A 21744-nucleotide genomic window follows, 5' to 3' on the forward strand; every position below is an offset into this window, starting at 1 on the left:
CCAGCCTGCACCAGTGGGCTGGCCGTCGTCTTGCATGGTCAAGTCACATGCACTGATGACTTCGAGGACCGCTCATGCCCGACATGCCACCTCCCGATCCTTCCACCTCTTCCTCACACGCCGCTCGACCGGGCCCACGCTCCCTGTCACACCCGCTCTCGAACGATGCCTTCGCCCGCCACGCCGAGACGCTGCTGGCGGTGATCTATCCCGAGCGCAAGGATGAGGTGCTGCGGCGTCTCGAGACACTGATGGAGCTGCATCGTTCGCGTCTTGCCCCCCGGGTTCCCGAGGGCGAACCGCTGTGGAGCGAACGCGATCAGTGGCTGATCACCTACGGCGACAGCGTGCAACAGGAAGGCGAGGCTCCGCTGGCCACCCTGAATGACTTCCTCGCGAGCCGTCTGGGTGACTGCCTCTCCGGGGTGCACGTCCTGCCCTTCTTCCCCTGGAGCAGCGACGACGGCTTCAGCGTCATCCACTACCGTGAGGTCAATCCGGCCCTCGGCGACTGGCAGGACATCCAGCGTCTGAGCGAGCAACGTGACCTGATGGCGGACCTCGTCATCAACCACTGCTCGCGGGAATCGCTGTGGTTCGCCGATTATCTGGCCGGCGTGCAACCCGGCCGCGATTACTTCATCGAGATGGACCCGGAAACGGACGTCTCCAGCGTGGTGCGACCACGCCCCTCGGCCCTGCTCACGCCGGTGCATACCCGTCGTGGCCTGCGTCATCTGTGGGCAACCTTCTCGGATGACCAGATCGACCTCAACTTCGCCAACCCCGACGTCCTGCTGGAGTTCATCGGTATCCTGCTCTATTACCTCGAGCAGGGCGCGCGCATGATCCGCCTCGATGCCGTGGCCTTCCTGTGGAAGCGTCTGGGCACCTCCTGCGTGCATCTGCCGGAGACGCATGCCGTGGTCCGCCTGCTGCGCGCCATCGTAGATCATCTGGCCCCCGGCAGCCTGCTGATCACGGAAACCAACGTGCCCCACGCCGAGAACATGTCGTATTTCGGCCTCGACCGCCTTTCCGAGCAGGACCTGACCTCCCTCGAGGGCAGCGCCCAGGCCGATGAAGCCCACATGATCTATCAGTTCACGCTGCCGCCGCTGACTCTGCATACCCTGACCTCCGGAGATGCCAGTGCACTGACCGAGTGGGCCGCCAGCCTGCCCTCTCTGCCGGCGGGATGCAGCTACTTCAACTTCACGGCCAGCCACGATGGCATCGGCGTGCGTGCGCTGGAAGGCCTGCTGCCGGACCATGAGCGCGATACCCTCGTGCGACTGGTGCACGACTTCGGTGGCTACGTCAGCATGCGCGCCAACCCGGGACGCGCCGACACCCCCTATGAGCTGAACATCAGCTATTTCGATGCCCTCAAGGGCACGCGGCGTGGACGGGACCCGTGGCAGATCGAGCGCTTCATCGCCAGTCAGACCCTGATGCTGAGCCTGCAGGGCATTCCCGGCCTCTATCTTCATTCACTGACCGCCACCCCCAATCACCAGGAAGGGGTCGAACGCGACGGGCATCTGCGCGCCATCAACCGCCGCAAGTGGCAGCGCGATGAACTGGAAGCCCTGCTGTCCAGCCCCAACACCGCGACCCATGAGGTCTTCCATGCCTTGAAGCGTCGCATGACGCTGCGCCGCGAGGAGCCGTGCTTTCACCCCGATGCCCATCAGCAGGTGTTCGACCTGGGGCCGGACTTCTTCGTCTTCGAGCGCGTCACCCACGAGGGACGCCGCCTGCTGTTCGCTCTCAATGTCACCGATCAGCCGCGTGTGCTGCCCTTGCCGGAAAGCTGGCAGGGCCTCGCATTGACCGACCACCTGTGTCATGACAAGGCCTTCGACCCCGCCATGGCGCGCCGCCCCTATCAGGCAGCCTGGCTGATGGAGCAGTCGGTGCGCCCACCGGCCATCGAGGTCGTCTGACCTGACGACGTGCCCGCCAACGACAACGGGGCTGCCAGTGGCAGCCCCGTTGTCGTTTTACCTTCCCGTGTCTGCCGCAACGTGCGTGACCCACGTGAGCGGTTGGTGAAAGGTGTCGTTACTGGTTGTCCAGCTCCACCGCTTCATGCATGCGCTCGAGCAGGTCCGGCACCGCGGACTGCACCCGGTTCCAGCTCGGAATGAAGGGCTTGTCACGCGGGTTGTCGAGGAAGGCGCTGCCGGCATCCATGATGTTGGCGGCGAACAGCTCCACTGCCGCTTCCTCGCTGTGACGATCCACCGTCAGGCCATTCATGACGGCGTCGTTGTAATAGGTCTCGATCAGATCCAGCGCGATACGATAGTAGGTCGCCTTGATGGTGCGGAAAGTCTCGCCGTGAATCTCGACCCCCAGCGTCGCCAGCTTGCGATACATGGCCTTGGCGATATCCAGACTCATGCGATTGAGGCCGCCCAGCGCATCTTCCTCGGACAGCGGCTGATGCTTGTGATCATAGGCATCGGCGATGTCCACCTGACACAGACGCTTGGTGGAATAGTTGCGATGCACCTCGGAAAGCACGCCGATCTCCAGCCCCCAGTCGCTGGGGATGCGAATGTCCGCCAGCACGTCGGTGCGCATCGAGAACTCACCGGACAGCGGATAACGATAGCTGTCGAGATAATCCAGATACGGCAGCGGGCCATAGACCTTCTTGAGCGCTCGGATCAACGGCGTGACCATCAGACGTGCCACGCGCCCATTGAGCTTGCCCTGAGCGATGCGCGAATAGTAGCCCTTGCAGAATTCGTAGTTGAACTGCGGATGGGCGACCGGGTAGATCAGGCGCGCTAGCAGGCCGCGATCATAGGTGACGATATCGCAGTCATGCAGTGCCACCGCCTCGGCGATGCCTGATGACTGCACGTAACCGGAGCAATACCAGACGTTGCGCCCCTTGCCGGCCTCCATCGGTGCCAGACCATGCTCGGTCAGCTCTTCATCTAGTGCACGCAGGCGCGGCCCGTCGTTCCACAGGATACGGTGATGCTGTGGCAGGTGAGAGAAGAACTCCTTGGCATGCTCGAACTGGTCGCGGTCGGCACGATCCAGCCCGATCACGATCTCGCTGAGATACGGCACCTGCGCCAGCTCATCGACGATGTGCTTGAGCGCGGGGCCTTCCAGCTCGGAATACAGCGACGGCAGAATCAGGCTCATCGGCCGCTTGCGGGAGAAGCGCATCAGATCCGCTTCAAGGTCCTCCACCGGACGGTCGGTCAGGTTATGGAAGTTGGTGATGATGCCATTCTGGTAAAAATCGCTCATGTCAGCTCCTTGTCATACCGAAGACACGCATCAGGCAGGCGTCAGGCGCGCAGGCCTCTGGATGTCCATTCTTCCGGCTGGCCATTGGCCAGCCAGTGACGCAATCCCTCGACCCATCCCTGCGGCCCGGGGTGATTGGCGCGAAAACAGCGGCGTTCATCCGCCAGTAGCGGATACTCGGCAAGCTCCCGATCGCGCTGTGAGGTATCACCGACGCCGGGGATCAGGACAGCGTTGTCGACCGCGGCCAGCAGTGGCAGGTCATTGGCGCCATCACCGAAGCCCAGTGTCCAGGGACGCACCCGCTCACAGAGCCGGTAGCGCGCGATCAGATAGCGCGCCGCCACCCCCTTGTCAGTGTCGCCCGTCACATGATGGAAACGCCCGCCCCGCGTCAGCTTGAGGCCATAGCTGGCCAGGCGCGTGCGGAATTCCTCGAGGCGCTCCGGCGCGTCCTGCCATACCAGCGGTTCACTGGCATCACGCTCCCCCGCCAGCGCCGCATCCGCCTCCCCCAGCCCCGTCAGCTCGCTGATTCTTGCCACCGACATCGCGGCAAAGCCTTCAAAGGCGAACTCCTCCCTCAATCCCTCCAGCACCTCGAGAATCGCGCGGCGCGGCATGGCCACCGCGATACGGCACAGGCCGTGCGCATCCGGGGCACTGGCCTCCTCCAGTGGATAGGCACTGAGCCAGGAGGCCGGCAGCGCCACGACGCCTCCGTTCTCGGCGATCCAGGGCTGACCCGCCAGCCCCAGCGAGCGCATCAAGGGCGTGAGTTCAGCCGCGGTCTTGGAGGTATTGGGCACGACCCAGGCGCCGCGAGCACGCAGGCGGGTCAGCCAGCTGCGCGCCGGACCCGGCGAGTAATCGTGATGGTCCAGCAGCGAGCCATCCAGGTCGGTCAGCAACAACAGCGGTGCTTGAGTCTCTGACATGTGAACTCTCCTCATGAAGTGCTGCAGCGTGCCAGGCATCCCCGCGGTGCGGTCTCGTTGCGCCAGGCAAGCCTGCCAAGAGCATTGCAGGGAATGTGCCAAGATGGTGCAGTCGCAATGACAGTCTGGCCTCTCAACTCTCAACTCTGATTCACTGCCGGCTTGCTTGCACCAACAATGAGCACAAATCCCCTGATGCATGTCGCGTCGCCACATTGCAGCGCAGACCTGTCGTCACGAACGACGACGCCCTCGCATCTGCGAGGGCGTCGAGTCTTCGGCCATCAGCAACATCTGTTGAGACTAGACCAGCCACAGTGACAGTTGCGGCCACAGCAGCAACATCGCCAGCACGCACAGCTGGATGGCGATGAACGGCAGCAGCGAGACGAAGATATCCTTGAGACTGATGCCTTCCGGTGCCACGCCTTTCAGATAGAAGGCGGCAGGCCCGAAGGGAGGCGACAGGAAGGACACCTGCATGTTGACCGCGAACAGCACGCCGAACCATACCGGGTCATAGCCAAGTTGGATGATGATCGGCACGAAGATCGGCAGGGTCAGCATCGCGATGCCGATCCAGTCGAGGAACAGCCCCAGCAGCAGCAGGATCGCCATCATCACCATGATGATCGCCAGCGGCGGGATATCGAGGCCGAGAATCATGCTCGACACGAAGCGGTTGCCGCCCATCAGGTTGTAGACCCCGACCAGCGCCGCCGCCCCGATACCGATCCAGATGATCATGCCGCAGGTGTTCATGGTCTGGGACAGCGCACGCTGCATCAGGGTGATGGAGAATTCACCCCGCAGCATCACCGCCACCAGCACGCCGAAGCTGCCCATCGCCGCTGCCTCCGTCACCGAGGCCACCCCGCCATAGATGGAACCCAGCACCAGTCCCGCGATGATTGCCGGCACGCCGACGGCCTTGAGCAGCTCACGCTTGCTCTGGAAGCTGGCACGCCGTTCCTCCTCGGGCATCACCGGCCCCAGCGCGGGATTGCGCAGGCAGCGGATCAGCACATAGAGGATATAGCTTGCCATCAGCACGATGGCCGGGGTGATCGCCGCGGTGAACAGATCGGCAATCGACTGGTTGGCGATCAGGCCATAGATGATCAGCACGATGGAGGGCGGCATCATGGTGCCCAGCGAGCCCCCGGCACACACCACGCCGATGGCGATGTGCTTGTCATAGCCGAGCCGGAGCATCTGCGGCAGCGCCAGAATCCCCAGCAGCACGATCTCGCCGCCGATGATGCCGGACATCGCCGCCAGGAAGAACGCCACCACGATGGTCTGGATCGCCACACCACCCGGCAGGCGTCCGGCCATCACGCGCATGGCATTGAACAGGTCCTTGGCGATGCCGGAGCGATCCAGCAGCGAGGCCATCAACACGAACATCGGCACCGCCACCAGCGAATACTCGGTGACGAAGCCATAGACACGACTGGTGACCAGCGGCAGCGCCATCGGGCCGAACCAGCCGAAGGTGTAGGCCAATGCCACCAGCCCGGTGACGAAGGCCAGCGGCAGGCCCGTGACCAGCAGCGCGAAGATGCCGCCGACCAGCAGCATGGTAGCCGTTGCGATATCCATCAGCGCTGCTCCTTGTCTGACGTGGTACGCGTCTCTTGTGCCGTGTGGGCAGCGGCGTCACTTTCCCCTTCGGGCGGACGGGGAGAGAAGAAGGTCTGGTAGAGATGCCACAGCGCCTGCAGGGTCATCACCGCCAGCGCGAACAGGATCACGCCCTTGGTCAGCGCTGGAAACGGCGGGTTCCACGAGGTACCGGAGCGCTCCAGCTGCCATTCGCCCAGCGGGCTGTGCGAGGCGCGCCAGAACATCACCCAGCCTGCGTAACTCATCGCCATGCAGAACACGAGCGTCATCACGTCATTGAAGCAGTCCAGCACGTAGCGAAAGCGCGTGCCGACCAGGTCGTAGAGCACACGCACGCGAATATGGCGGTTGTTGGCCAGCGCCGCCGGCCCGCCCAGCGCGAAGCTGGTCGCGACCAGAAAGATCACCGTCTCGTGGACCCAGGAGGTCGGCGAGTCGAGGCCATAGCGCATCACCACCTCGAACACGCTGATCGCCATCGCCAGCAATACCAGCCACGCCGCAGCGCGCGTGCCCTTGCCGACCAGTCGGTCCAGCGGCGTGCGCGTGCCCAGATTCGGGTCGTGGTCATCCGACGCCTCCGGCAGGCCCGGCGACGCCACATCATGTTCTGCCATATCGAATTCCTTGCTAACTGGCTTGCTCAAGGAGGATCGGCGCGCCCAGTGAGCACGCCGATCATCATCTCCCGCGTCTTTCCTGATCGTCTTGATCCTGTCGACGTCTCGCCCCGGCGACTCTTGTCACGCGGCCGATGACAGCGAGTGGACGCTTACATCAGGTTGCGGTCGGTGAGGAAGGTGACCACGGACTCGTAGACCTTGCCGGTCAGCTCGTTCTTCTCGGCCCATACCTTCCATTCCTGCTGGGCGATGCGACGGAACTTGGCGCGTTCTTCCGGCGCCATGTCGATCACCTCGATATCCGGATTGGCTCGCGCCGCGCTCACCGCCTTGAGGTCACGCGCCTTGAGGGTGAAGACCATGTCGTAGGCCATCGAGTCAGTCGCGGTCTCCATGATCGCCTTGAGATCCGCCGGCAGGCCGTCCCAGATGTCCTTGTTCATCGACACCGCCACCATCGGCAGCGAGTGGAAGCCCGGATAGGACGGGTACTTGGCGAAGCTGTGCAGGCCCTGGTCATCATTGGTGGCGAACACGGTGTAATCCGCCGCGTCGATCACGCCCTTCTCGAGACCGGTGTAGACCTCGGAGCCCGGCAGGTTGACGGGGGCTGCACCGGCCTTCTGGAAGATGTTGTAGACCATGCCTTCCGGCGCACGCACCTTGAGGCCCTTGAGATCATCGACGGTACGCACCGGCTTCTTGGAGACGAAGGACTCAAGCCCGGTGGCGCCTGCGCCGATCAGATGCACGCCGTAGGGCTCGACCAGCTCGTTGTAGAGCGCCTCACCACCGCCGTGCTGCATGTACTCGAGATATTCCAGTGGATCCCCCCAGGCACCCACCAGGTTGCCCAGCATGCCGAAGGCCGGATTCTGGCCCGAGAAGTAGGACGGGTCCGTCAGGTGGCCCTGCAGGATGCCGGCGCTGACGGCGTCCAGCGTCTGGTTGGCCTGTACCACGGCATTGACCGGCAGGATCTCGATGGCGATACGCCCATCCGACATGGTCTTGATGTTCTCGGCCCAGGCCTTCTTGACCTCGAACTGCGGCTCACCGGCCGTTTCCGAGGTCTGGAAGGTCCATTCGTACTCGGCCGCCCAGCTGGGCGCGGCCATCGCACTGGCGGCCAGCGCCGTGGAAAGGGCAAGCGCCTTGAGCGCGAAACGCCCGGAGGCGAGGGACGGACGGTGGGACGTGGTGGAATGCGGCATGGTGGAACTCCTGGCGTGTTGTTATGACGTGTTATGACGTTCTTTGGCGGAGGGAAGACGTGCAGACACTTCCCGGCGTGGCGACGCCCAGGGCGCGGGTCACTCTCTTGACAGGGGGGCGGAGAGACTGGGCAGCTGACCGAAACGACGCAGCAGCTCCAGCGGCTCCTGGGCGCGCCCGACACCGTGCGGCCCATCGGCCACCTCGGGCATGGCGAGCCCGAGATCGCGCCCGGTGCGATCCAGCACATGCAGGGTTGCGGCATGGGCCGCCTCCGGCTGGCGCAGACGAATCGCCTCCATCACCGCACGATGGCGACCGAGACTGTCGCCCAGCTCCGAGGCGTTGTGGTTGGAGGTCGCCACCAGCAGGCTGATCGAGGGCTTGAGCACATGGCCGAGCTGCGCCCAGATGACGTTGTGGGTCGCGGCGAAGATGGCGTCATGGAAGGCGATATCGGCGCGATCGAACTCCTCCATGGCGCTGCCGCCATGCACCGCCGCCGCCATGCCGTCGTAGGCCTGCTCGATGGCGGACAGGTCCTGGGCGGTGGCCTCGGTGGCCGCCAGTGCGGCAACGAAGGGTTCGATGGAAATGCGGAAGGCGTAGATATCCCGTGCCAGCTGCGGATGCGGCATCGCATAGCGTGTCATCCAGCCGGTGACGCGTGGGTCGAGCAGATGCCACTCGCTGAGCGGATTGACGCGCGTGCCCTGCCCGGTGGTGCGGGTCAGGATGCCGGCATTGACCAGACTCTGGATCGCGGTGCGTACGGTGGCGCGGCTCTGGGCGTGCTGATCGCAGAGATCCAGCTCACGAGGGATCAGACTGCCCGGCGGATACCGATTCTCGAAGATGGCCTGCGCCAGCCATTCCGCCACATCGACACGGGCGGTGGTCGACGATTCACTGGCGGTCGCTGACGTTGGGGATGACGTGCTGGCGCGCGGGTGGCCGCCTGCAGCACTCCTGGGTGGCGTGGGCATGATCGAACGTTCCTTGATGGCGTGGCGCGTCAATTGTGGCTCGCTCACCTCCCTCGCAGGATGGGTCGCGGTGCGCTCTTGTCCGTCAAGGAATAGCCCATGTCAGACATGCCAACAAGACACCTTAGACCAAGGGTGAGACCCGACTTTGGTCACACCTTTACGCAACTCCATGTTGCGCAAGGATTATTCAACTTCACCAGACTTCGCGCCATCTTCGCTCACATCGCGAACCGGACACGACCGATCATCACCGTTCGCTCGGCGCCGCTGTCGGCCACCACCGTTCTCACCGCGGCCTCACCTGCCGCGCCGAAGCTTGCCGAGAGCTCGATCTGACTGACCCCCTGGGCGATCAGCTCACTGACCAGTCGCTCGGCCGCCTTGAGCGAGCCCAGTGTGGCGACGGAGAGTCGCATCTCCCCGCTCCCCTGGCTGCTCAGCGAGGTATTGCCACTGTGCTCGACCAGAATCAGGAAGGCATGGTGCATAACGTCGTGCGTCTTCACGGCCATGAAAGTCTCCTCACCACGAGATGGATCACGCATCAAGAAGCCTAGCGTGTCCCCGCGAGCATCAGGACTGATCTTTCTGAGCGCTTGTGGACCACGGATCAACGACATGTCGCCCCATCTGGACGTGAGCCGGGCACAAAAAAACGCCTGCCGCTTTCGCGACAGGCGTTCTCGAGCACCTCACTCCGAACCGGTGGCCAGCTCCCTCATGATGCGAACATCATGTGTCGGCGAGCGCCATCCGTCAGGAACTCAGGCGTAGACCGGCAGACGTGCACAGACCTCGGAGACCTTGGCCTGTACCTCGGCTTCGGCAGCGGCGGAATCGCCGGCGACCATCGCCTCGAGGATGTCGCAGATCCAGCCCGCCAGATCCAGACACTCCTGCTCCTTGAAGCCGCGCGTGGTGACAGCCGGGGTGCCGATACGCAGACCGGAGGTGACGAACGGCGACTGCGGGTCACCCGGCACGGCATTCTTGTTGACGGTGATGTGGGCACGACCCAGTGCCGCGTCAGCGTCCTTGCCGGTCAGGCCCTGCTTGACCAGTGACAGCAGGAACAGGTGATCCTCGGTGCCGCCGGAGACGACTTCGAAGCCACGCTCCAGGAACACGGACGCCATGGCCTGGGCGTTCTTGACGACCTGCTGCTGGTAGGTCTTGAAGGACGGATCCATCGCTTCCTTGAAGCAGATCGCCTTGGCCGCGATGACGTGCATCAGCGGGCCACCCTGGCCACCCGGGAAGACGGCGGAGTTCAGCTTCTTCTCGATGTCGGCATTGCCTTCGGCAGACAGGATCAGGCCGCCACGCGGACCGCGCAGGGTCTTGTGCGTGGTGGTGGTGACGACATGGGCGTGGGGCAGCGGGCTCGGGTAGACACCGGCGGCGACCAGACCGGCCACGTGGGCCATGTCAACCAGCAGGTAGGCACCGACTTCGTCGGCGATCTTGCGGAACTCGGCCCAGTCGATGATCTGGGAGTAGGCGGAGAAGCCAGCGATGATCATCTTCGGCTTGTGCTCACGCGCCAGACGCGCGACTTCGGCGTAGTCGATCAGGCCGTTCTCGCCCAGACCGTACTGCACGGCATTGTAGTGCTTGCCGGAGAAGTTCGGACGTGCACCGTGAGTCAGGTGACCACCCGCGTCCAGGCTCATGCCCAGAATGGTGTCGCCCGGCGAGACCAGCGCCTGGAAGACGGCACTGTTGGCCTGGGAACCGGCGTGCGGCTGAACGTTGGCGTAGGTGGCACCGAACAGTTCGCAGGCACGATCGATGGCCAGCTGCTCGACCTTGTCGACGAACTCGCAACCGCCGTAGTAACGCTTGCCCGGGTAGCCTTCCGCGTACTTGTTGGTCAGCTGGGAGCCTTGCGCCTGCATGACGCGGGGGCTGGCGTAGTTCTCGGAGGCGATCAGCTCGATGTGAGCTTCCTGGCGAACGACTTCGTCGTCCATGGCGCTCAGGAGCGCATCATCAAAACCGGCAATCTGCATGTCACGGGTGAACATCGGGTGTCCTCGCCTGAAGGGTGATGACGACAGCGAATTCCGGCGCGGCCGGATCGCCATCTAGGGGTAAGATCAGGACCAGCATGATACCTCAGCCGGCGGTCCGATTCACATGAATCAGCATCATTGTTAACGCAAGATGGCCTCACGATCGACACGACGATCCCGAGGCCATCCTGCGGCGGCGTCATGCACTGCGCTGACGCTGCCTTTCCGTGCTCACTGCAGGGCGCGCAGCCCCGCCATGGGCGGCTGGCGGCGCACTTCCCGCGACAGCCAGAAGCCCAGCCCGCCGACCAGCACAGCGCCGATCAGCGGCAGGCCGAGCCACAGCCACGGATGCAGCACCACCGGCAGGCCCAGCCAGCCGGAATAGAGCCCGACCGCCGCGCCTTCCGCCAGCATCGCACCCAGCAGACCGCTCAACGCCCCCAGCAGTACGAACTCGGCAGCCTGCAGGCGGGCCAGCAGGCTCTGCCCGGCACCGAATACCTTGTAGAGCGCGCCTTCGTGTTCTCGTGCGGGGCGGCTGGCCACCAGGGCCGCGTAGAGCACGCTGGCTCCGGCCAGCAGTACCAGACCGAGAATCAGCTCGACGGCCCGCGAGACCTGGGCGATAAGCTCCTGCACCCGCGTGAGAATCGCGTCGATGTTGATCAGGGACACGCTGGGGTAATCGCGCACCAGCGGTGCCAGCGCTCCCTCCTCCTCGAGATGAAACGCCGTCATGTAGCTGTGGGCGAAGCTCTCGAGCGCCCCGGGCGGGAAGATCACATAGAAGTTGGGCATGAAGCTATCCCAGTCCACATGGCGCAGATTGACCACCTGCGCCTTGAGGGTCTCGCTGCCGATGGTGAACGACAGGCTATCGCCGATGGACAGTCCCATGCGCTGCGCCAGGTCTTCCTCCATCGAGACCGGCACCCCCTGCGCCTCGGCGATGGCCTGACGCCGCGAGGGTTCGGCATCCGCGAAGTCCTCGAGCGGCGCCCAGTCACCTGCCGTCACGCGATTGTGATCAGGCAGATCACGATGCCAGGTGAGATTGAGCTCGCGCTGGGGCACGCCGCGTGAGGATTCAGCCTCCCCGGTGCCTTCCTGCATGCCACCGGCCGCCTGTTCCGTGTCCGGCTGACGTTCACGGGTAGCGGCATTTTCCAGCGCCCGCTGCTGTGAGCGACCCAGCAAGGATTCGCCTTTCAGGGCGGTGATGCGCCCCCGCACCATCGGATAGAGCTCACTCAGGCCGTCTTGGGGCGACTCCGCCCCTTGCGCCTCCACGATGGCCGACAGCTCCTCGCCGAAGGCCTGCTGCTGGCCCGGCTGGATGTTGATGGCGAAGTGGTTGGGGGCATTGGCCGGAATCTGCGCCTGCCAGCGGCTGATCAGATCACCACGCACCAGCGCGATCAGTGCCACGGCCGCGAAGGTGACGGCGAAGGCCACCAGCTGACCGAGACTGGCGCCGCGACGCCGCGCCAGCAGCCCGCCCGCCAGACGGACCGGCCGACTCCAGCCGCCCTGTCCCCGCGTACGCGCCACCACCTTGACCATCAGTGACAGCAGCAGCTGCCCCACCACCAGCAACAGACCCAGCCCGGTGATGCCGCCGACCAGCAACCCGGCCGCCAGCATGAGATCGCCCGAGTAGAGCCACATCAAGGCGCCGAACACCAGACTGGCCATCGCCACCACCACCCACGCCGAGGCCGGCAGCGGGGCCAGTTCACGCCGCAGCACCTTGAGCGCACTGACCTGACGCAGGCGCAGCAGCATCGGACCGGCGAAGCCGGCCAGCACCGCCAGTGCCGTCAGAATCCCCAATGCCAGCGGCAAGGGGCCCGGCGCCGGCAGCTCCAGCGGCAGGAAGCGCTCCAGCAGTGCCACCAGCCCCATCTGCCCCAGCAGCCCCAACACGGCCCCCAGGGTGCTGGCCAGCAGCGCCAGCCAGCCAAGCTGAGCGGCAAACAACCGTGACAGCTGACGCTGGGAAGCCCCGAAGCAGCGCCATAGCGCGGCACTGTCCAGATGGCGTTCCACATAGCGGCGCGTCGACATCGCCACCGCGACCCCGGCCAGCAGCACCGCCACCAGCCCGGCCAGACTCAGATACTTGTCGGCACGCTCCAGTGAGCGCCCCAGTCGCGGGCGATCCTCGCGCACGTCCTTGAGGCGCACCTCGGCATTGTCGGCACTCGCCAGCAGCGGCGCGATGGCATCGCGCGCCTGCTGCACCGCCGCCGGATCGCCAGCGGCCAGCAGGCGATATTCCATGCGTGAACCGGGCTGGATCAGACCGGTCGCCTCGAGATCCGCCATGTTGAACATCAGGCGCGGGCTGAATTCGGAAAAACCGCCCTGCTGGTCCGGCTCACGAGTGATCAGGCCGGTCAGGGTCAGGGTCTTGCGTCCCACGGTGAGGGTATCCCCCGGCGACACTCCCAGCGCCGTGGCCAGGCGTGGCACCAGCCAGGCCTCCCCGGGTGGCGGGATGGCGGGGCGCGTGGCGGCTCTCTCGCCATCAGCCGACCCGTCGTCGGCAGGCTTGCCGTCCGCCCCCGCGATTCGGGTCTCGGGCGTATCGGAGGCAAGCTCGACCTGCCCCATCAGCGGATACCCCGGCGAGACTGCCTTGAGGCTCGAGAGCACGAAGCTGTCGCCATGCGAGGCCATCGAGACCATGCCCAGCTGCGGCGACATCTCGAGCCCGGCCTCCTCGAAGGCCTGTCGGAAACGCGGGTCCAGTGGGTTGCTGGACTCCAGCACCAGATCTCCCCCCAGCAGCTGTCCCGCCTGGCGCGTGAGGCCACGATCCAGACGATCCAGAAAGAAGCCGATCATGGTGGTCGCGGCCACCGCCAGCATCAACGCCAGAAACAGCGCCCGCACATCACTGGCACGCAGGTCCCGCAGCAGGCCACGTAACGCAAGCGGCAGACGCATGGCGCCCCCGCGCGGCGATCGCGCGTCAGATGTCATGCTGGCATCAGTCATGCTGCCCTCCTTGCGGTGTGGCCACCGCAGGTGCCGAGGCATCGTCCCGCCATTCGACCAGCTTGCCGGCTTCCAGCGTCAGACAGCGATCACAGCGTCTGGCCAGGGTCAGATCATGGGTGACCAGAATCAGCGTGGTGCCGCGCTCACGGTTGAGGGTGAACAGCAGCTCCGCGATGCGATCACCGGTAGCGGTATCCAGATTGCCGGTGGGCTCATCGGCGAACACCAGCCCCGGTCCCGCCACGAAGGCGCGGGCGATCGCCACCCGCTGCTGCTCGCCACCGGACAGATGACGCGGCAGGTGATCAAGACGCTCCGCCAGCCCCACTCGCGCCAGCCAATCACGTGCCCTGGCCTCGATATCGCCCCGGGGCGCCAGCTCCAGCGGCATCAGCACGTTCTCCAGCGCCGTCAGCGTCGGCAGCAGCTGGAAGTTCTGGAACACGAAGCCCACCTGCCCCGCGCGCAGCGCTGCACGCCCGTCTTCATCCAATCCGGCAAGCGAGGTGCCGAACAGGCGAATATCGCCCTGGGTCGGACTGTCCAGCCCCGCCAGCAACCCCAGCAGCGTGGATTTTCCGGAACCGCTGGCCCCGATGATCGCCACGCTCTCGCCGGCTGCCACGGCAAGCTCTAGATCTTCAAGAATGGTCAACTGGCCGTCACCGCTGGCGACACGCTGGGTCAGACCCGTGACATTGAGGACTGCCGTCGGCGCCTGCGGATTCGCTGCTGACGGTGCCGCGACTGACGCTTGATCCGACGCAAAGGGGGCGTCGTTAATGGAGGCGTTATGTGACATCGTGTCTGCTCGCTTATGGTAGTGAACGGGATGGCCATGAACGCCAGTCCCCGAAACGGATGTGAAACGTGTGCAGATGATGGAGATGAGGAATGCAGAGATGGCTGGTGAATCGCCGTGAAACGCAACGTCTGTCCCGAGTCGCCGAACCGCGCGTCACGCGCAAGACTGCCGGACTCACGCGGCTGCGCAATGCGCTTGCCAGTACGGCACTGACCCTTGTGGCCGTGCTGGCGCCTCAGGTGGCGCTGGCAGAGGCGCCGGCTCCCTGGCTGGTGGTCGGCGACTCCCTCTCGGCCGGCTACGGCATCGACAGCAGCCGGGGTTGGGTCGCGTTGCTCGACGAGCGCCTCGAGGACACCCTGGGCAACGATGCGCCTGAGGTCATCAATGCCAGCATCAGCGGCGATACCACCGAAGGCGGCCTGAATCGCCTGCCGGCACTGCTCGACCGACACGACCCTTCGCTGGTGATGATCGAACTGGGCGGCAACGATGGCCTGCGCGGCCTTCCGCCTGCGCGCATGCAATCCAATCTGGCCAGCATGATCGATGCCGTGGAAGATGCCGGCGCCCAGCCCGTGCTGCTGGGGATCGAGATCCCGCCCAACTATGGCCCGGCCTATACCGACGCCTTCCGCCAGGTCTATCGGGCGCTGGCCGACGAATACTCCGTGCCGTTGGTGCCCTTCATTCTCGAGGGCATCGCCACGGCACCGGCCGGCCAGAAACTGATGCAACAGGACCGTATCCACCCGACGGCCAAGGCCCAGCCGAGGTTGCTGGACAACATCTGGCCGACGCTCGAGCCGCTCGCGCTACCTGCCACACAATGACCCTGCACGTGTCTACCTTGCCTGAACATGACATGGGGCATCCCGGTCAGAATCAAAGGTGACGGTGGCTTCCCGAAAGGCGTGTCCTCTCGATACGCCCTCTCGACAAGCCCTCCCGACAAGCCCTCTTGTCATGCCCTGCCGCCACGCTTTTCATCACGCTCGTCCATCGTGCCCCGCCCGGGGCGCCTCGCCCTTCAGAGCACTGAGGATTCCACCATGAGCCAGTCCCGCAAGGCAGTCCCCGGCAAGTCCGCCCCCACAGCGACACCCGCGCATGCGGCAACCGGGCAGCCCCCGTCGGCCCCCGAGACTCCCCACATGACGCTCGGGCCGGTCTCCAGCGACGCCTACCCTTACGACAAGCGGCTCAAGCGCAAGGTCTACGAGGCCGAGAAGCGGGCCCTGCAGATCGAGCTGCTCAAGGTCCAGCATTGGCTGCGTGACAGTGGCGAGCGGCTGGCCATCGTGTTCGAGGGGCGTGACGCCGCCGGCAAGGGCGGCACCATCAAGCGCTTCATGGAATACCTCAACCCGCGTTTCGCGCGCATCGTGGCACTGGACAAGCCCAACGAGACGGAGAAGGGACAGTGGTACTTCCAGCGCTACGTCTCGCGCTTTCCCACCAGTGGTGAAGTCGTGCTGTTCGATCGCAGCTGGTACAACCGTGCAGGAGTCGAGGCGGTGATGGGCTTCGCCAGCCCTGACGAGGTCGAGCGTTTTCTCATCCAGGTGCCACAGCAGGAGCGCCTGTGGGTCGAGGATGGCCTGCATCTGGTCAAGCTCTATTTCTCGGTCTCCCGGGAAGAGCAGTCCAATCGTTTCGCCAAGCGCGCCGCCGACCCGCTGACGCGCTGGAAACTGTCACCGATGGACGCCGTGGCCCAGGAGAAGTGGGACGACTACACCACCGCGGCCGAGGCGATGTTCGCGCGTACCCACAGTCGCCACGCGCCCTGGACGCTGATTCGCTCCGATGACAAGCGTCGTGCTCGCATCGGCGCACTGCGCCATGTGCTCAGCCAGCTCGACTACCCCGGCAAGGACACACGGCTGATCGGCACACCGGACCCATTGATCGTGGTGGATGCCGGCCGTCTGATCCTGCCCACGGGCTAGCACGCCCTGAGGATGCAGACGCGGGCGGAGCGCGCTCATGTCGTGTGTGACAGTGCCTCCGGCGCCTTCTGCAGCTGCTGCAGGCCCAGGCCTGCCAGAATCAGCACCAGCCCCGCGAGTGTCGAGGTCAGGATCGGCTCGCCGACGATGAAGTGCAGCAGCGTCAACGACACGGGGGGAGACAGGAAGATCAGATTGGAGACCTTGGCGGTACGCGACACCTTGTGGACCGCCAGCTGCCAGAGCACGAAGGCGATGCCCATCTCGCACAGACCGACATAGAGCCCGGCCATCAGCGCCTGAGGATTGGCGTCTTCCCCGATGAAGTTGCCAAACCCCGGCCCGATGGCCACCAGCAAGGTCAGGACCGGCAAGGCGACGCTGAAGTTCTGCCACTGGGCGACCAGCGGGGCGCGGGCATCCCGCGCGTTCAGCAGCCAGTAGAGGGCCCACAGCAGGGTCGAGCCCAGCGCCAGTCCGACGCCGAGGGGGTCGGCGAAGGCGACATCGAACACCTGCCCGCGGGTGGCGATGGTCCACACCCCGGCGTAGGCGATCAGCCCTGCCGCGACATCGATGCGCGTCAGGCGCTGCGCGAGGATCGGCACGGCAAGAAAGGCCATCGCCAGTGCCCAGGTATAGTTGAGCGCCATGGCCTCCTGCCCCGGCAGACGTGCATAGGCGCCGAACAGCACCAGATAATAGCCGACCGGGTTCATCAGTCCGGCCCAGGCCGCTGTCCGCCAGCCGCCTTTCCAGCCGCTGGCGAGCGCCTCGCGCAGCCGACCCTGACGCCACATCAGCACGCCGATCAACAGCCAGGAGACCAGCGCTGCCAGCCACACCAGCTCCAGCGGCGACATCTGCGCCAGCGCCAGCTTGAAGGCCGTTGCCACGGTCGACCACAACCCGACCGCTCCCAGACCATAGAGCATGGCCTCCCTGTCCTGACTCATGGCATGCTTCCTCGCAATTCGGACACCGCCATCCTGGCGGTGTCGACCTGACGCCCATGCCCGCCATGCGCGTCGCAGGCTTGAGCATCGCGCGCGTGGCGTGCAGCTGCAAGCCCGTGTACGCAAAGGACGCCTTACGATGACGACCAGCCCCTCCTCGCAGCTACCGCACGCCAACCCGCAGCCCGATCCCCCCTCCACGGCGCTGGTCAGCGCCTACCGTCTCGACGGCAAGGGCAGCGCGGCCCTCTTGAGCGATGATGAGCTGCGCCAGGCCTGGCAGGAGCCGGAGGCCTTGATCTGGATGCACCTCGATTACACGCGAGGCGACGTCAATGATTATCTCGCCGGCATCGCGCAGCTGGATGATCCCAGCATCGAGGCCCTCACCGAGCTGGACACACGCCCACGCGTCGCACGTTTCGGCGGCGGCATCGTCACCACCCTGCGCGGCATCAATCTCAACCCGGGTGCCGCGCCGGAAGACCTGCTGTCACTGCGCCTGTGGATGAGCCCGACTCGCCTGATCACCCTGCGCCGACGCCCCTTCCAGTCGATCACCCAGGTACGCGAGCAGCTGGAAGCCGGCCAGGGAGCCGAAAACATCTCCTGGCTGCTGGCGATGATCAGCGATGCGCTGGTCGATCGCGTCGCCGAGCTCAGCCACCGCCTTGACGATCAACTGGCGATCCTCGAGGAGGATCAGCTCAATGACGTGGAGATCGATCCCGACGACATCACGCGGCTGCGCCGCCCGTTGATCACCCTGCGGCGCTTCATGGGGCCTCAGCGCGACTGCCTGGCCCAGCTGGCTCAGGGGCCCTTGTGGATCGATGAGCAGGCGCGACTGGACCTGCGCGAGATCGCCAACCAGCTGTCGCGTTACGTGGAGGACTTTCAAGCCATGCAGGAACGCGCCCTGATCCTTCACGAGCAGCGCATGAGCGAGCACAACGAGCAGCTCAACCAGCGCATGTATCTGCTGTCGGTCATCACCGCCGTCTTCCTGCCGCTGGGCTTCCTCACCGGCCTGCTGGGCGTCAATGTCGGCGGGATTCCCGGCAGCGAGAGCCCATGGGGCTTCACGCTGTTCGTCGGCATGACGCTTGGGGTGGTCGCGATGCAGATGTGGCTGCTCAAGCGCAAGAAATGGTGGTGACGCGGATCGGGGCACTCGTCACGGTGTCGGAGTGCCCTGTTCGCGGCTGGCGCGGTCGATATGGCCGAGATCGCGCTCCGGGTCGAGCACATCACGCACGCGTTGCTTGAGGTCACGGCTGTCCGGGAAGCCGCCATCCCGCTTGCGCTCCCAGAGCACCTGCCATTCGGCGTCAGGCGCAGGCTGGCAGAGCACCTCGAAGTGCCCGCCGTGACTGGGCGCGAGAGCGACCTCATCCAACGCTTCCCCGAAGGTGGAGAGCAGTTCCTGGGCATACCAGGCCGCGCGCAGCAGCCAGTTGCAGCCGGTGCAGTAGTGAATGCGAATCTTGAGCGTGGACGGTTGATCCATGAGAGCGAGCGTTCCAATCGTGAGTGAAGAGTTGCCGTTCCCACTTCACTGCAGCGAGGCGTTCGGGTCAATGCCGAAATGCGTGCAGGGATGAGAGCGTCGACAACTGGCACTGGGCATCCCCGCACGGGCACGGAATAATGAGGATTCAGCCGCCGACCTTCGGAGCCATGCATGTCAGACCCGTCATCGTCCTCGTCCCCATCGTCTCCCTCCTCGCGCTCGGCCTCAAGGCCCTCGTCAGATGCCTCGACGGAGGCCACGACGACAGGGACGCCTGGCCCCCAGAAGGAGCACGCCACGGGACAACGCCCGGAGCAGGACCAGGTCAAGGACACCACCAGCGGCGCCCAGAGCCGCTTCTTCGAGCGCATGACCGGCGATGAAGACTCGCGCATGTGCAAGGATATCTCCGAGGATGCCTGCCATCAGCAGCCCGGCAATGTCTGGCGTCACCTGCTGGCCTCGCTGGGGACCAAGCTGGCCGACGAACTGGCGAGTGCACGCCTGGTGCTGCCCTGGCTGCTGGGATTGATCGGCGCCCCGGTGTGGATGGTGGGGCTGCTGGTGCCGATTCGTGAAGCCGGCGCCCTGCTGCCGCAACTGGTGGTGGCGGGCTTCATCCGCCCGCTCCCGCGGCGCAAATGGGTCTGGGTCGCGGGGTCCGTGCTGCAAGCGCTGATGGCCTTCAGCCTGGTGATCATCACGCTGCTCTCTCGAGGCGACGGTGACAGTGGCCTGGGCGGCAGCCTGGCCGGTGGCCTGGTGCTGGGGTGTCTGGTCGTGCTGTCACTGGGGCGTGGCGTGGCCTCCATCGCCACCAAGGACGTGCTGGGCAAGACGATCGCCAAGCAGCGCCGTGGCCGCCTGATGGGATGGAGTGGCAGCCTGGCCGGCGCCATGACGTTGCTCGCGGGGGGTGTTCTGATGCTGCTGGGCGAGCAGCCCGGTCAACAGGTGCTTGCCACCCTGATGGCGATCGCGGCACTGGGCTGGAGTCTGAATGCTTTCTGCGCGGCGCAGATCAAGGAAGATCGCGGCGCCACCAGCGGCGGTGCCAATGCCTGGGACACCGTGCGCCAGGGGTTCAGCCAGCTGCGCCATGACGCCGCCTTCCGCAATTTCAATCTGGCGCGTGCGCTGTTGCTCTCAAGTGCCCTGGCCCTCCCCTACATCGCGCTGCTGGGCCAGCAGCAGAGTGGCGAAAGCCTCGGCGGACTCGGGGTACTGGTGGTCGTGTCAGGCCTGGCGGGCATGGTCGCCAGCCCCATCTGGGGCAAGCTTGCCGATACCTCGAGTCGGCGCGTGATGCGCAACGCCGGCGCCGGTGCCGCCGTGTGCTGCGCGCTGGCCGGCAGCATGGTGTGGTGGCCCGGAGCGCTTTCCGACAGCGTCTGGAGTTATGCCGTGGTCTACGGGCTGCTGGTGATCGCACATTCCGGCATCCGCCTGGGACGCAAGACTTACGTGGTGGATCTCGCCAGCGCTGACAATCGCGCGCTCTACGTGGCTCTGTCCAACACCCTCACCGGCGTGCTGATGCTGGTGCTGGGTCTGGCCATCGGCGGTCTGGCCCAATGGCTGGGTAGCGAGTGGCTGCTGCTGATTCTGGCCGGTGTCGCCACGGCGGCCGCCCTGTGTGCGCAACGTCTGCCGGAAGTGGAAGACGACTGATACCGGACAGAGCGGTCTGCCAAACCTCGCGACGGGGGCCCGGGACAGGCGCTGGCCCCCGACACATTAGCGGCTGCGATTGCATAAGCCGCGTCTCCCCGCCATAGTGAAACCGATGATGGTGCTGGAATGTCCGGGCACACGGACAGGCACCCGATACCCGTACTCTCGGGCTCGGTCACAAGGGCCGGGTTCTTTAGCCGCAAGGATCAGTGCCAGATGAAAAGACCCCACATGATCAGCCCCGAGCTGCTCGAGAGAGTGGTGAATGCCTCGGACGATGGCATCGTGGTGGCCGAACAGGAAGGTGACGAGAACATCCTGATCTACGTGAATCAGGGCTTCGAGCGCCTTACCGGTTACAGCGCCGACGAGATTCTCTACCGCGATTGCCGTTTTCTGCAGAATGACGACCGTGACCAGCCACAGCTGGACAACATCCGTGCCGCGCTGCGCGACAAGCGCCCGTGCCGCGAGATACTGCGCAACTATCGCAAGGATGGCAGCCTGTTCTGGAACGAACTCTCCATGACACCGGTCTTCGACGAGCACGACAATCTCCAGTACTTCGTCGGAGTCCAGAAGGATGTCACCAGCCTGATGACCGCGCATGAGGAGCTGGAGCGCCTGCGGGAAGCCCGCAAGAGCGATGTCGAGTGACCACTGACACGCTCCCCTCCTTTCGGTCATGAACGACTCTCCAACGCCCACCACCCGGTGGGCGTTGGCGTTCGTGCGCAGACGAAAACTTCCCCGCGACCCACCAGAGCATGCTTCCACGCACACAGGACTTGTCATCGAACTTCTCCAGCGCTATATAGCGAAGGAGCCTTCGGCAGGTCGCCGCAGGCGGTGTCTGACGCCTCGCGTCTGGCAGACTGATTCATGATCGGGAGGTCCGCCCATGGCCCGCGAACAATTCCTCGACGATATCGATGCTACCGCCCTGGCGGAGGAAGCCACCAACGACGTGGACTTCGAACTGTCTTCCAGCTCCACCCCCGCCAGACCCCAGCGCAGCGACTCGCGCCAGCGCCTCGAAGCCCTGCTGGAAGAACGTGCGCTGGCACGCTCCATCCGTGAAGGCTGGGACGATGAAGCGGATGATGATGACCTGCTGGACGCCAGTGACTGGGGAGAGGAGGAGTGA

At 65.0% G+C, this 21744-nt stretch carries 19 protein-coding genes; 7 read left to right on the forward strand and 12 right to left on the reverse strand.

What is annotated here, in order from left to right; translation table 11 throughout:
- The first annotated feature begins 74 nt into the window (after nucleotides 1-74).
- Entirely contained in the window at nucleotides 75-1949 is a 1875-nt protein-coding gene (locus tag QD172_RS07320) for a sugar phosphorylase (protein WP_254696543.1), read from the forward strand.
- 118 nt (nucleotides 1950-2067) lie between these two features.
- Here the strand turns inward: QD172_RS07320 and QD172_RS07325 are convergent, their stop codons facing one another.
- The 10 genes from QD172_RS07325 to QD172_RS07370 form a co-directional block, all read right to left on the reverse strand.
- Complete coding sequence (locus tag QD172_RS07325) at nucleotides 2068-3279, reverse strand: glycosyl transferase (RefSeq protein ID WP_077375009.1); 1212 nt, start codon at nucleotides 3277-3279, stop codon at nucleotides 2068-2070.
- Between the two features lie 41 nt (nucleotides 3280-3320).
- On the reverse strand, nucleotides 3321-4217 hold the full coding sequence (locus QD172_RS07330; RefSeq protein ID WP_279855351.1) for an HAD-IIB family hydrolase: 897 nt from the start codon (nucleotides 4215-4217) through the stop codon (nucleotides 3321-3323).
- A 303-nt stretch (nucleotides 4218-4520) separates the two neighbouring features.
- A complete protein-coding gene (locus tag QD172_RS07335) occupies nucleotides 4521-5822 on the reverse strand; it encodes a TRAP transporter large permease subunit (RefSeq protein ID WP_077375014.1) in 1302 nt (433 codons plus the stop codon).
- On the reverse strand, nucleotides 5822-6463 hold the full coding sequence (locus tag QD172_RS07340; RefSeq protein ID WP_136938765.1) for a TRAP transporter small permease: 642 nt from the start codon (nucleotides 6461-6463) through the stop codon (nucleotides 5822-5824). Before QD172_RS07340 ends, QD172_RS07335 begins: the two co-directional genes overlap by 1 nt.
- A 155-nt stretch (nucleotides 6464-6618) precedes the next feature.
- Nucleotides 6619-7587: a TRAP transporter substrate-binding protein gene (locus QD172_RS07345; RefSeq protein ID WP_205700493.1), complete on the reverse strand. Its 969-nt coding sequence runs from the start codon at nucleotides 7585-7587 to the stop codon at nucleotides 6619-6621.
- A 195-nt stretch (nucleotides 7588-7782) separates the two neighbouring features.
- Nucleotides 7783-8670: an FCD domain-containing protein gene (locus QD172_RS07350; RefSeq protein ID WP_141392136.1), complete on the reverse strand. Its 888-nt coding sequence runs from the start codon at nucleotides 8668-8670 to the stop codon at nucleotides 7783-7785.
- A gap of 221 nt (nucleotides 8671-8891) precedes the next feature.
- On the reverse strand, nucleotides 8892-9185 hold the full coding sequence (locus QD172_RS07355; RefSeq protein WP_279855352.1) for a DUF6506 family protein: 294 nt from the start codon (nucleotides 9183-9185) through the stop codon (nucleotides 8892-8894).
- 252 nt (nucleotides 9186-9437) lie between these two features.
- Entirely contained in the window at nucleotides 9438-10700 is a 1263-nt protein-coding gene (glyA, locus tag QD172_RS07360) for a serine hydroxymethyltransferase (protein WP_077375029.1), read from the reverse strand.
- A 219-nt stretch (nucleotides 10701-10919) separates the two neighbouring features.
- On the reverse strand, nucleotides 10920-13643 hold the full coding sequence (locus QD172_RS07365; protein WP_279855442.1) for an FtsX-like permease family protein: 2724 nt from the start codon (nucleotides 13641-13643) through the stop codon (nucleotides 10920-10922).
- A gap of 43 nt (nucleotides 13644-13686) precedes the next feature.
- Nucleotides 13687-14499 (reverse strand): ABC transporter ATP-binding protein, encoded by an 813-nt coding sequence (locus QD172_RS07370; protein ID WP_279855353.1) that lies wholly within the window; start codon nucleotides 14497-14499, stop codon nucleotides 13687-13689.
- Between the two features lie 92 nt (nucleotides 14500-14591).
- Here QD172_RS07370 and QD172_RS07375 point away from each other — a divergent pair, with 92 nt between their 5' ends.
- Both QD172_RS07375 and ppk2 read left to right on the forward strand, forming a co-directional pair.
- Nucleotides 14592-15335, forward strand: coding sequence for an arylesterase (locus tag QD172_RS07375; RefSeq protein WP_279855354.1), 744 nt, complete (start codon nucleotides 14592-14594; stop codon nucleotides 15333-15335).
- A gap of 219 nt (nucleotides 15336-15554) precedes the next feature.
- Nucleotides 15555-16454, forward strand: coding sequence for a polyphosphate kinase 2 (ppk2, locus tag QD172_RS07380; RefSeq protein ID WP_279855355.1), 900 nt, complete (start codon nucleotides 15555-15557; stop codon nucleotides 16452-16454).
- Nucleotides 16455-16489: 35 nt separating this feature from the next.
- On the opposite strand, the gene QD172_RS07385 is transcribed toward ppk2, so the two are convergent.
- Entirely contained in the window at nucleotides 16490-17410 is a 921-nt protein-coding gene (locus tag QD172_RS07385; protein WP_279855356.1) for a DMT family transporter, read from the reverse strand.
- Nucleotides 17411-17549: 139 nt separating this feature from the next.
- Between QD172_RS07385 and QD172_RS07390 the strand changes: the two genes are divergently transcribed.
- On the forward strand, nucleotides 17550-18569 hold the full coding sequence (locus tag QD172_RS07390) for a zinc transporter ZntB (protein WP_279855357.1): 1020 nt from the start codon (nucleotides 17550-17552) through the stop codon (nucleotides 18567-18569).
- An 18-nt stretch (nucleotides 18570-18587) separates the two neighbouring features.
- Here the strand turns inward: QD172_RS07390 and QD172_RS07395 are convergent, their stop codons facing one another.
- Nucleotides 18588-18920: a SelT/SelW/SelH family protein gene (locus QD172_RS07395; RefSeq protein ID WP_077375047.1), complete on the reverse strand. Its 333-nt coding sequence runs from the start codon at nucleotides 18918-18920 to the stop codon at nucleotides 18588-18590.
- A 372-nt stretch (nucleotides 18921-19292) separates the two neighbouring features.
- Between QD172_RS07395 and QD172_RS07400 the strand changes: the two genes are divergently transcribed.
- The 3 genes from QD172_RS07400 to QD172_RS07410 all read left to right on the forward strand — a co-directional run bounded on the left by QD172_RS07400 (nucleotide 19293) and on the right by QD172_RS07410 (nucleotide 21744).
- A complete protein-coding gene (locus tag QD172_RS07400; RefSeq protein WP_279855443.1) occupies nucleotides 19293-20594 on the forward strand; it encodes an MFS transporter in 1302 nt (433 codons plus the stop codon).
- A 219-nt stretch (nucleotides 20595-20813) separates the two neighbouring features.
- Nucleotides 20814-21254, forward strand: coding sequence for a PAS domain-containing protein (locus QD172_RS07405; RefSeq protein WP_077375053.1), 441 nt, complete (start codon nucleotides 20814-20816; stop codon nucleotides 21252-21254).
- A gap of 244 nt (nucleotides 21255-21498) precedes the next feature.
- On the forward strand, nucleotides 21499-21744 hold the full coding sequence (locus tag QD172_RS07410) for a hypothetical protein (protein WP_077375056.1): 246 nt from the start codon (nucleotides 21499-21501) through the stop codon (nucleotides 21742-21744).

This window comes from Cobetia sp. 10Alg 146 (assembly GCF_029846385.1).
In the GTDB taxonomy this organism is placed as follows: Bacteria; Pseudomonadota; Gammaproteobacteria; order Pseudomonadales; family Halomonadaceae; genus Cobetia; species Cobetia marina.

Coding starts and splice junctions, on each gene's coding strand:
- QD172_RS07405 (WP_077375053.1), top strand. CDS start 20,814: ATGAAAAGACCCCACATGATCAGCCCCGAGCTGCTCGAGAGAGTGGTG.
- QD172_RS07355 (WP_279855352.1), bottom strand. CDS start 9,185: ATGGCCGTGAAGACGCACGACGTTATGCACCATGCCTTCCTGATTCTG.
- QD172_RS07375 (WP_279855354.1), top strand. CDS start 14,592: ATGCAGAGATGGCTGGTGAATCGCCGTGAAACGCAACGTCTGTCCCGA.
- QD172_RS07350 (WP_141392136.1), bottom strand. CDS start 8,670: ATGCCCACGCCACCCAGGAGTGCTGCAGGCGGCCACCCGCGCGCCAGC.
- QD172_RS07320 (WP_254696543.1), top strand. CDS start 75: ATGCCCGACATGCCACCTCCCGATCCTTCCACCTCTTCCTCACACGCC.
- QD172_RS07385 (WP_279855356.1), bottom strand. CDS start 17,410: ATGAGTCAGGACAGGGAGGCCATGCTCTATGGTCTGGGAGCGGTCGGG.
- QD172_RS07390 (WP_279855357.1), top strand. CDS start 17,550: ATGACGACCAGCCCCTCCTCGCAGCTACCGCACGCCAACCCGCAGCCC.
- QD172_RS07370 (WP_279855353.1), bottom strand. CDS start 14,499: ATGTCACATAACGCCTCCATTAACGACGCCCCCTTTGCGTCGGATCAA.
- QD172_RS07395 (WP_077375047.1), bottom strand. CDS start 18,920: ATGGATCAACCGTCCACGCTCAAGATTCGCATTCACTACTGCACCGGC.
- glyA (WP_077375029.1), bottom strand. CDS start 10,700: ATGTTCACCCGTGACATGCAGATTGCCGGTTTTGATGATGCGCTCCTG.
- QD172_RS07335 (WP_077375014.1), bottom strand. CDS start 5,822: ATGGATATCGCAACGGCTACCATGCTGCTGGTCGGCGGCATCTTCGCG.
- QD172_RS07365 (WP_279855442.1), bottom strand. CDS start 13,643: ATGCGTCTGCCGCTTGCGTTACGTGGCCTGCTGCGGGACCTGCGTGCC.
- QD172_RS07325 (WP_077375009.1), bottom strand. CDS start 3,279: ATGAGCGATTTTTACCAGAATGGCATCATCACCAACTTCCATAACCTG.
- QD172_RS07330 (WP_279855351.1), bottom strand. CDS start 4,217: ATGTCAGAGACTCAAGCACCGCTGTTGTTGCTGACCGACCTGGATGGC.
- QD172_RS07340 (WP_136938765.1), bottom strand. CDS start 6,463: ATGGCAGAACATGATGTGGCGTCGCCGGGCCTGCCGGAGGCGTCGGAT.
- QD172_RS07400 (WP_279855443.1), top strand. CDS start 19,293: ATGACCGGCGATGAAGACTCGCGCATGTGCAAGGATATCTCCGAGGAT.
- QD172_RS07410 (WP_077375056.1), top strand. CDS start 21,499: ATGGCCCGCGAACAATTCCTCGACGATATCGATGCTACCGCCCTGGCG.
- QD172_RS07345 (WP_205700493.1), bottom strand. CDS start 7,587: ATGGCCGCGCCCAGCTGGGCGGCCGAGTACGAATGGACCTTCCAGACC.
- ppk2 (WP_279855355.1), top strand. CDS start 15,555: ATGAGCCAGTCCCGCAAGGCAGTCCCCGGCAAGTCCGCCCCCACAGCG.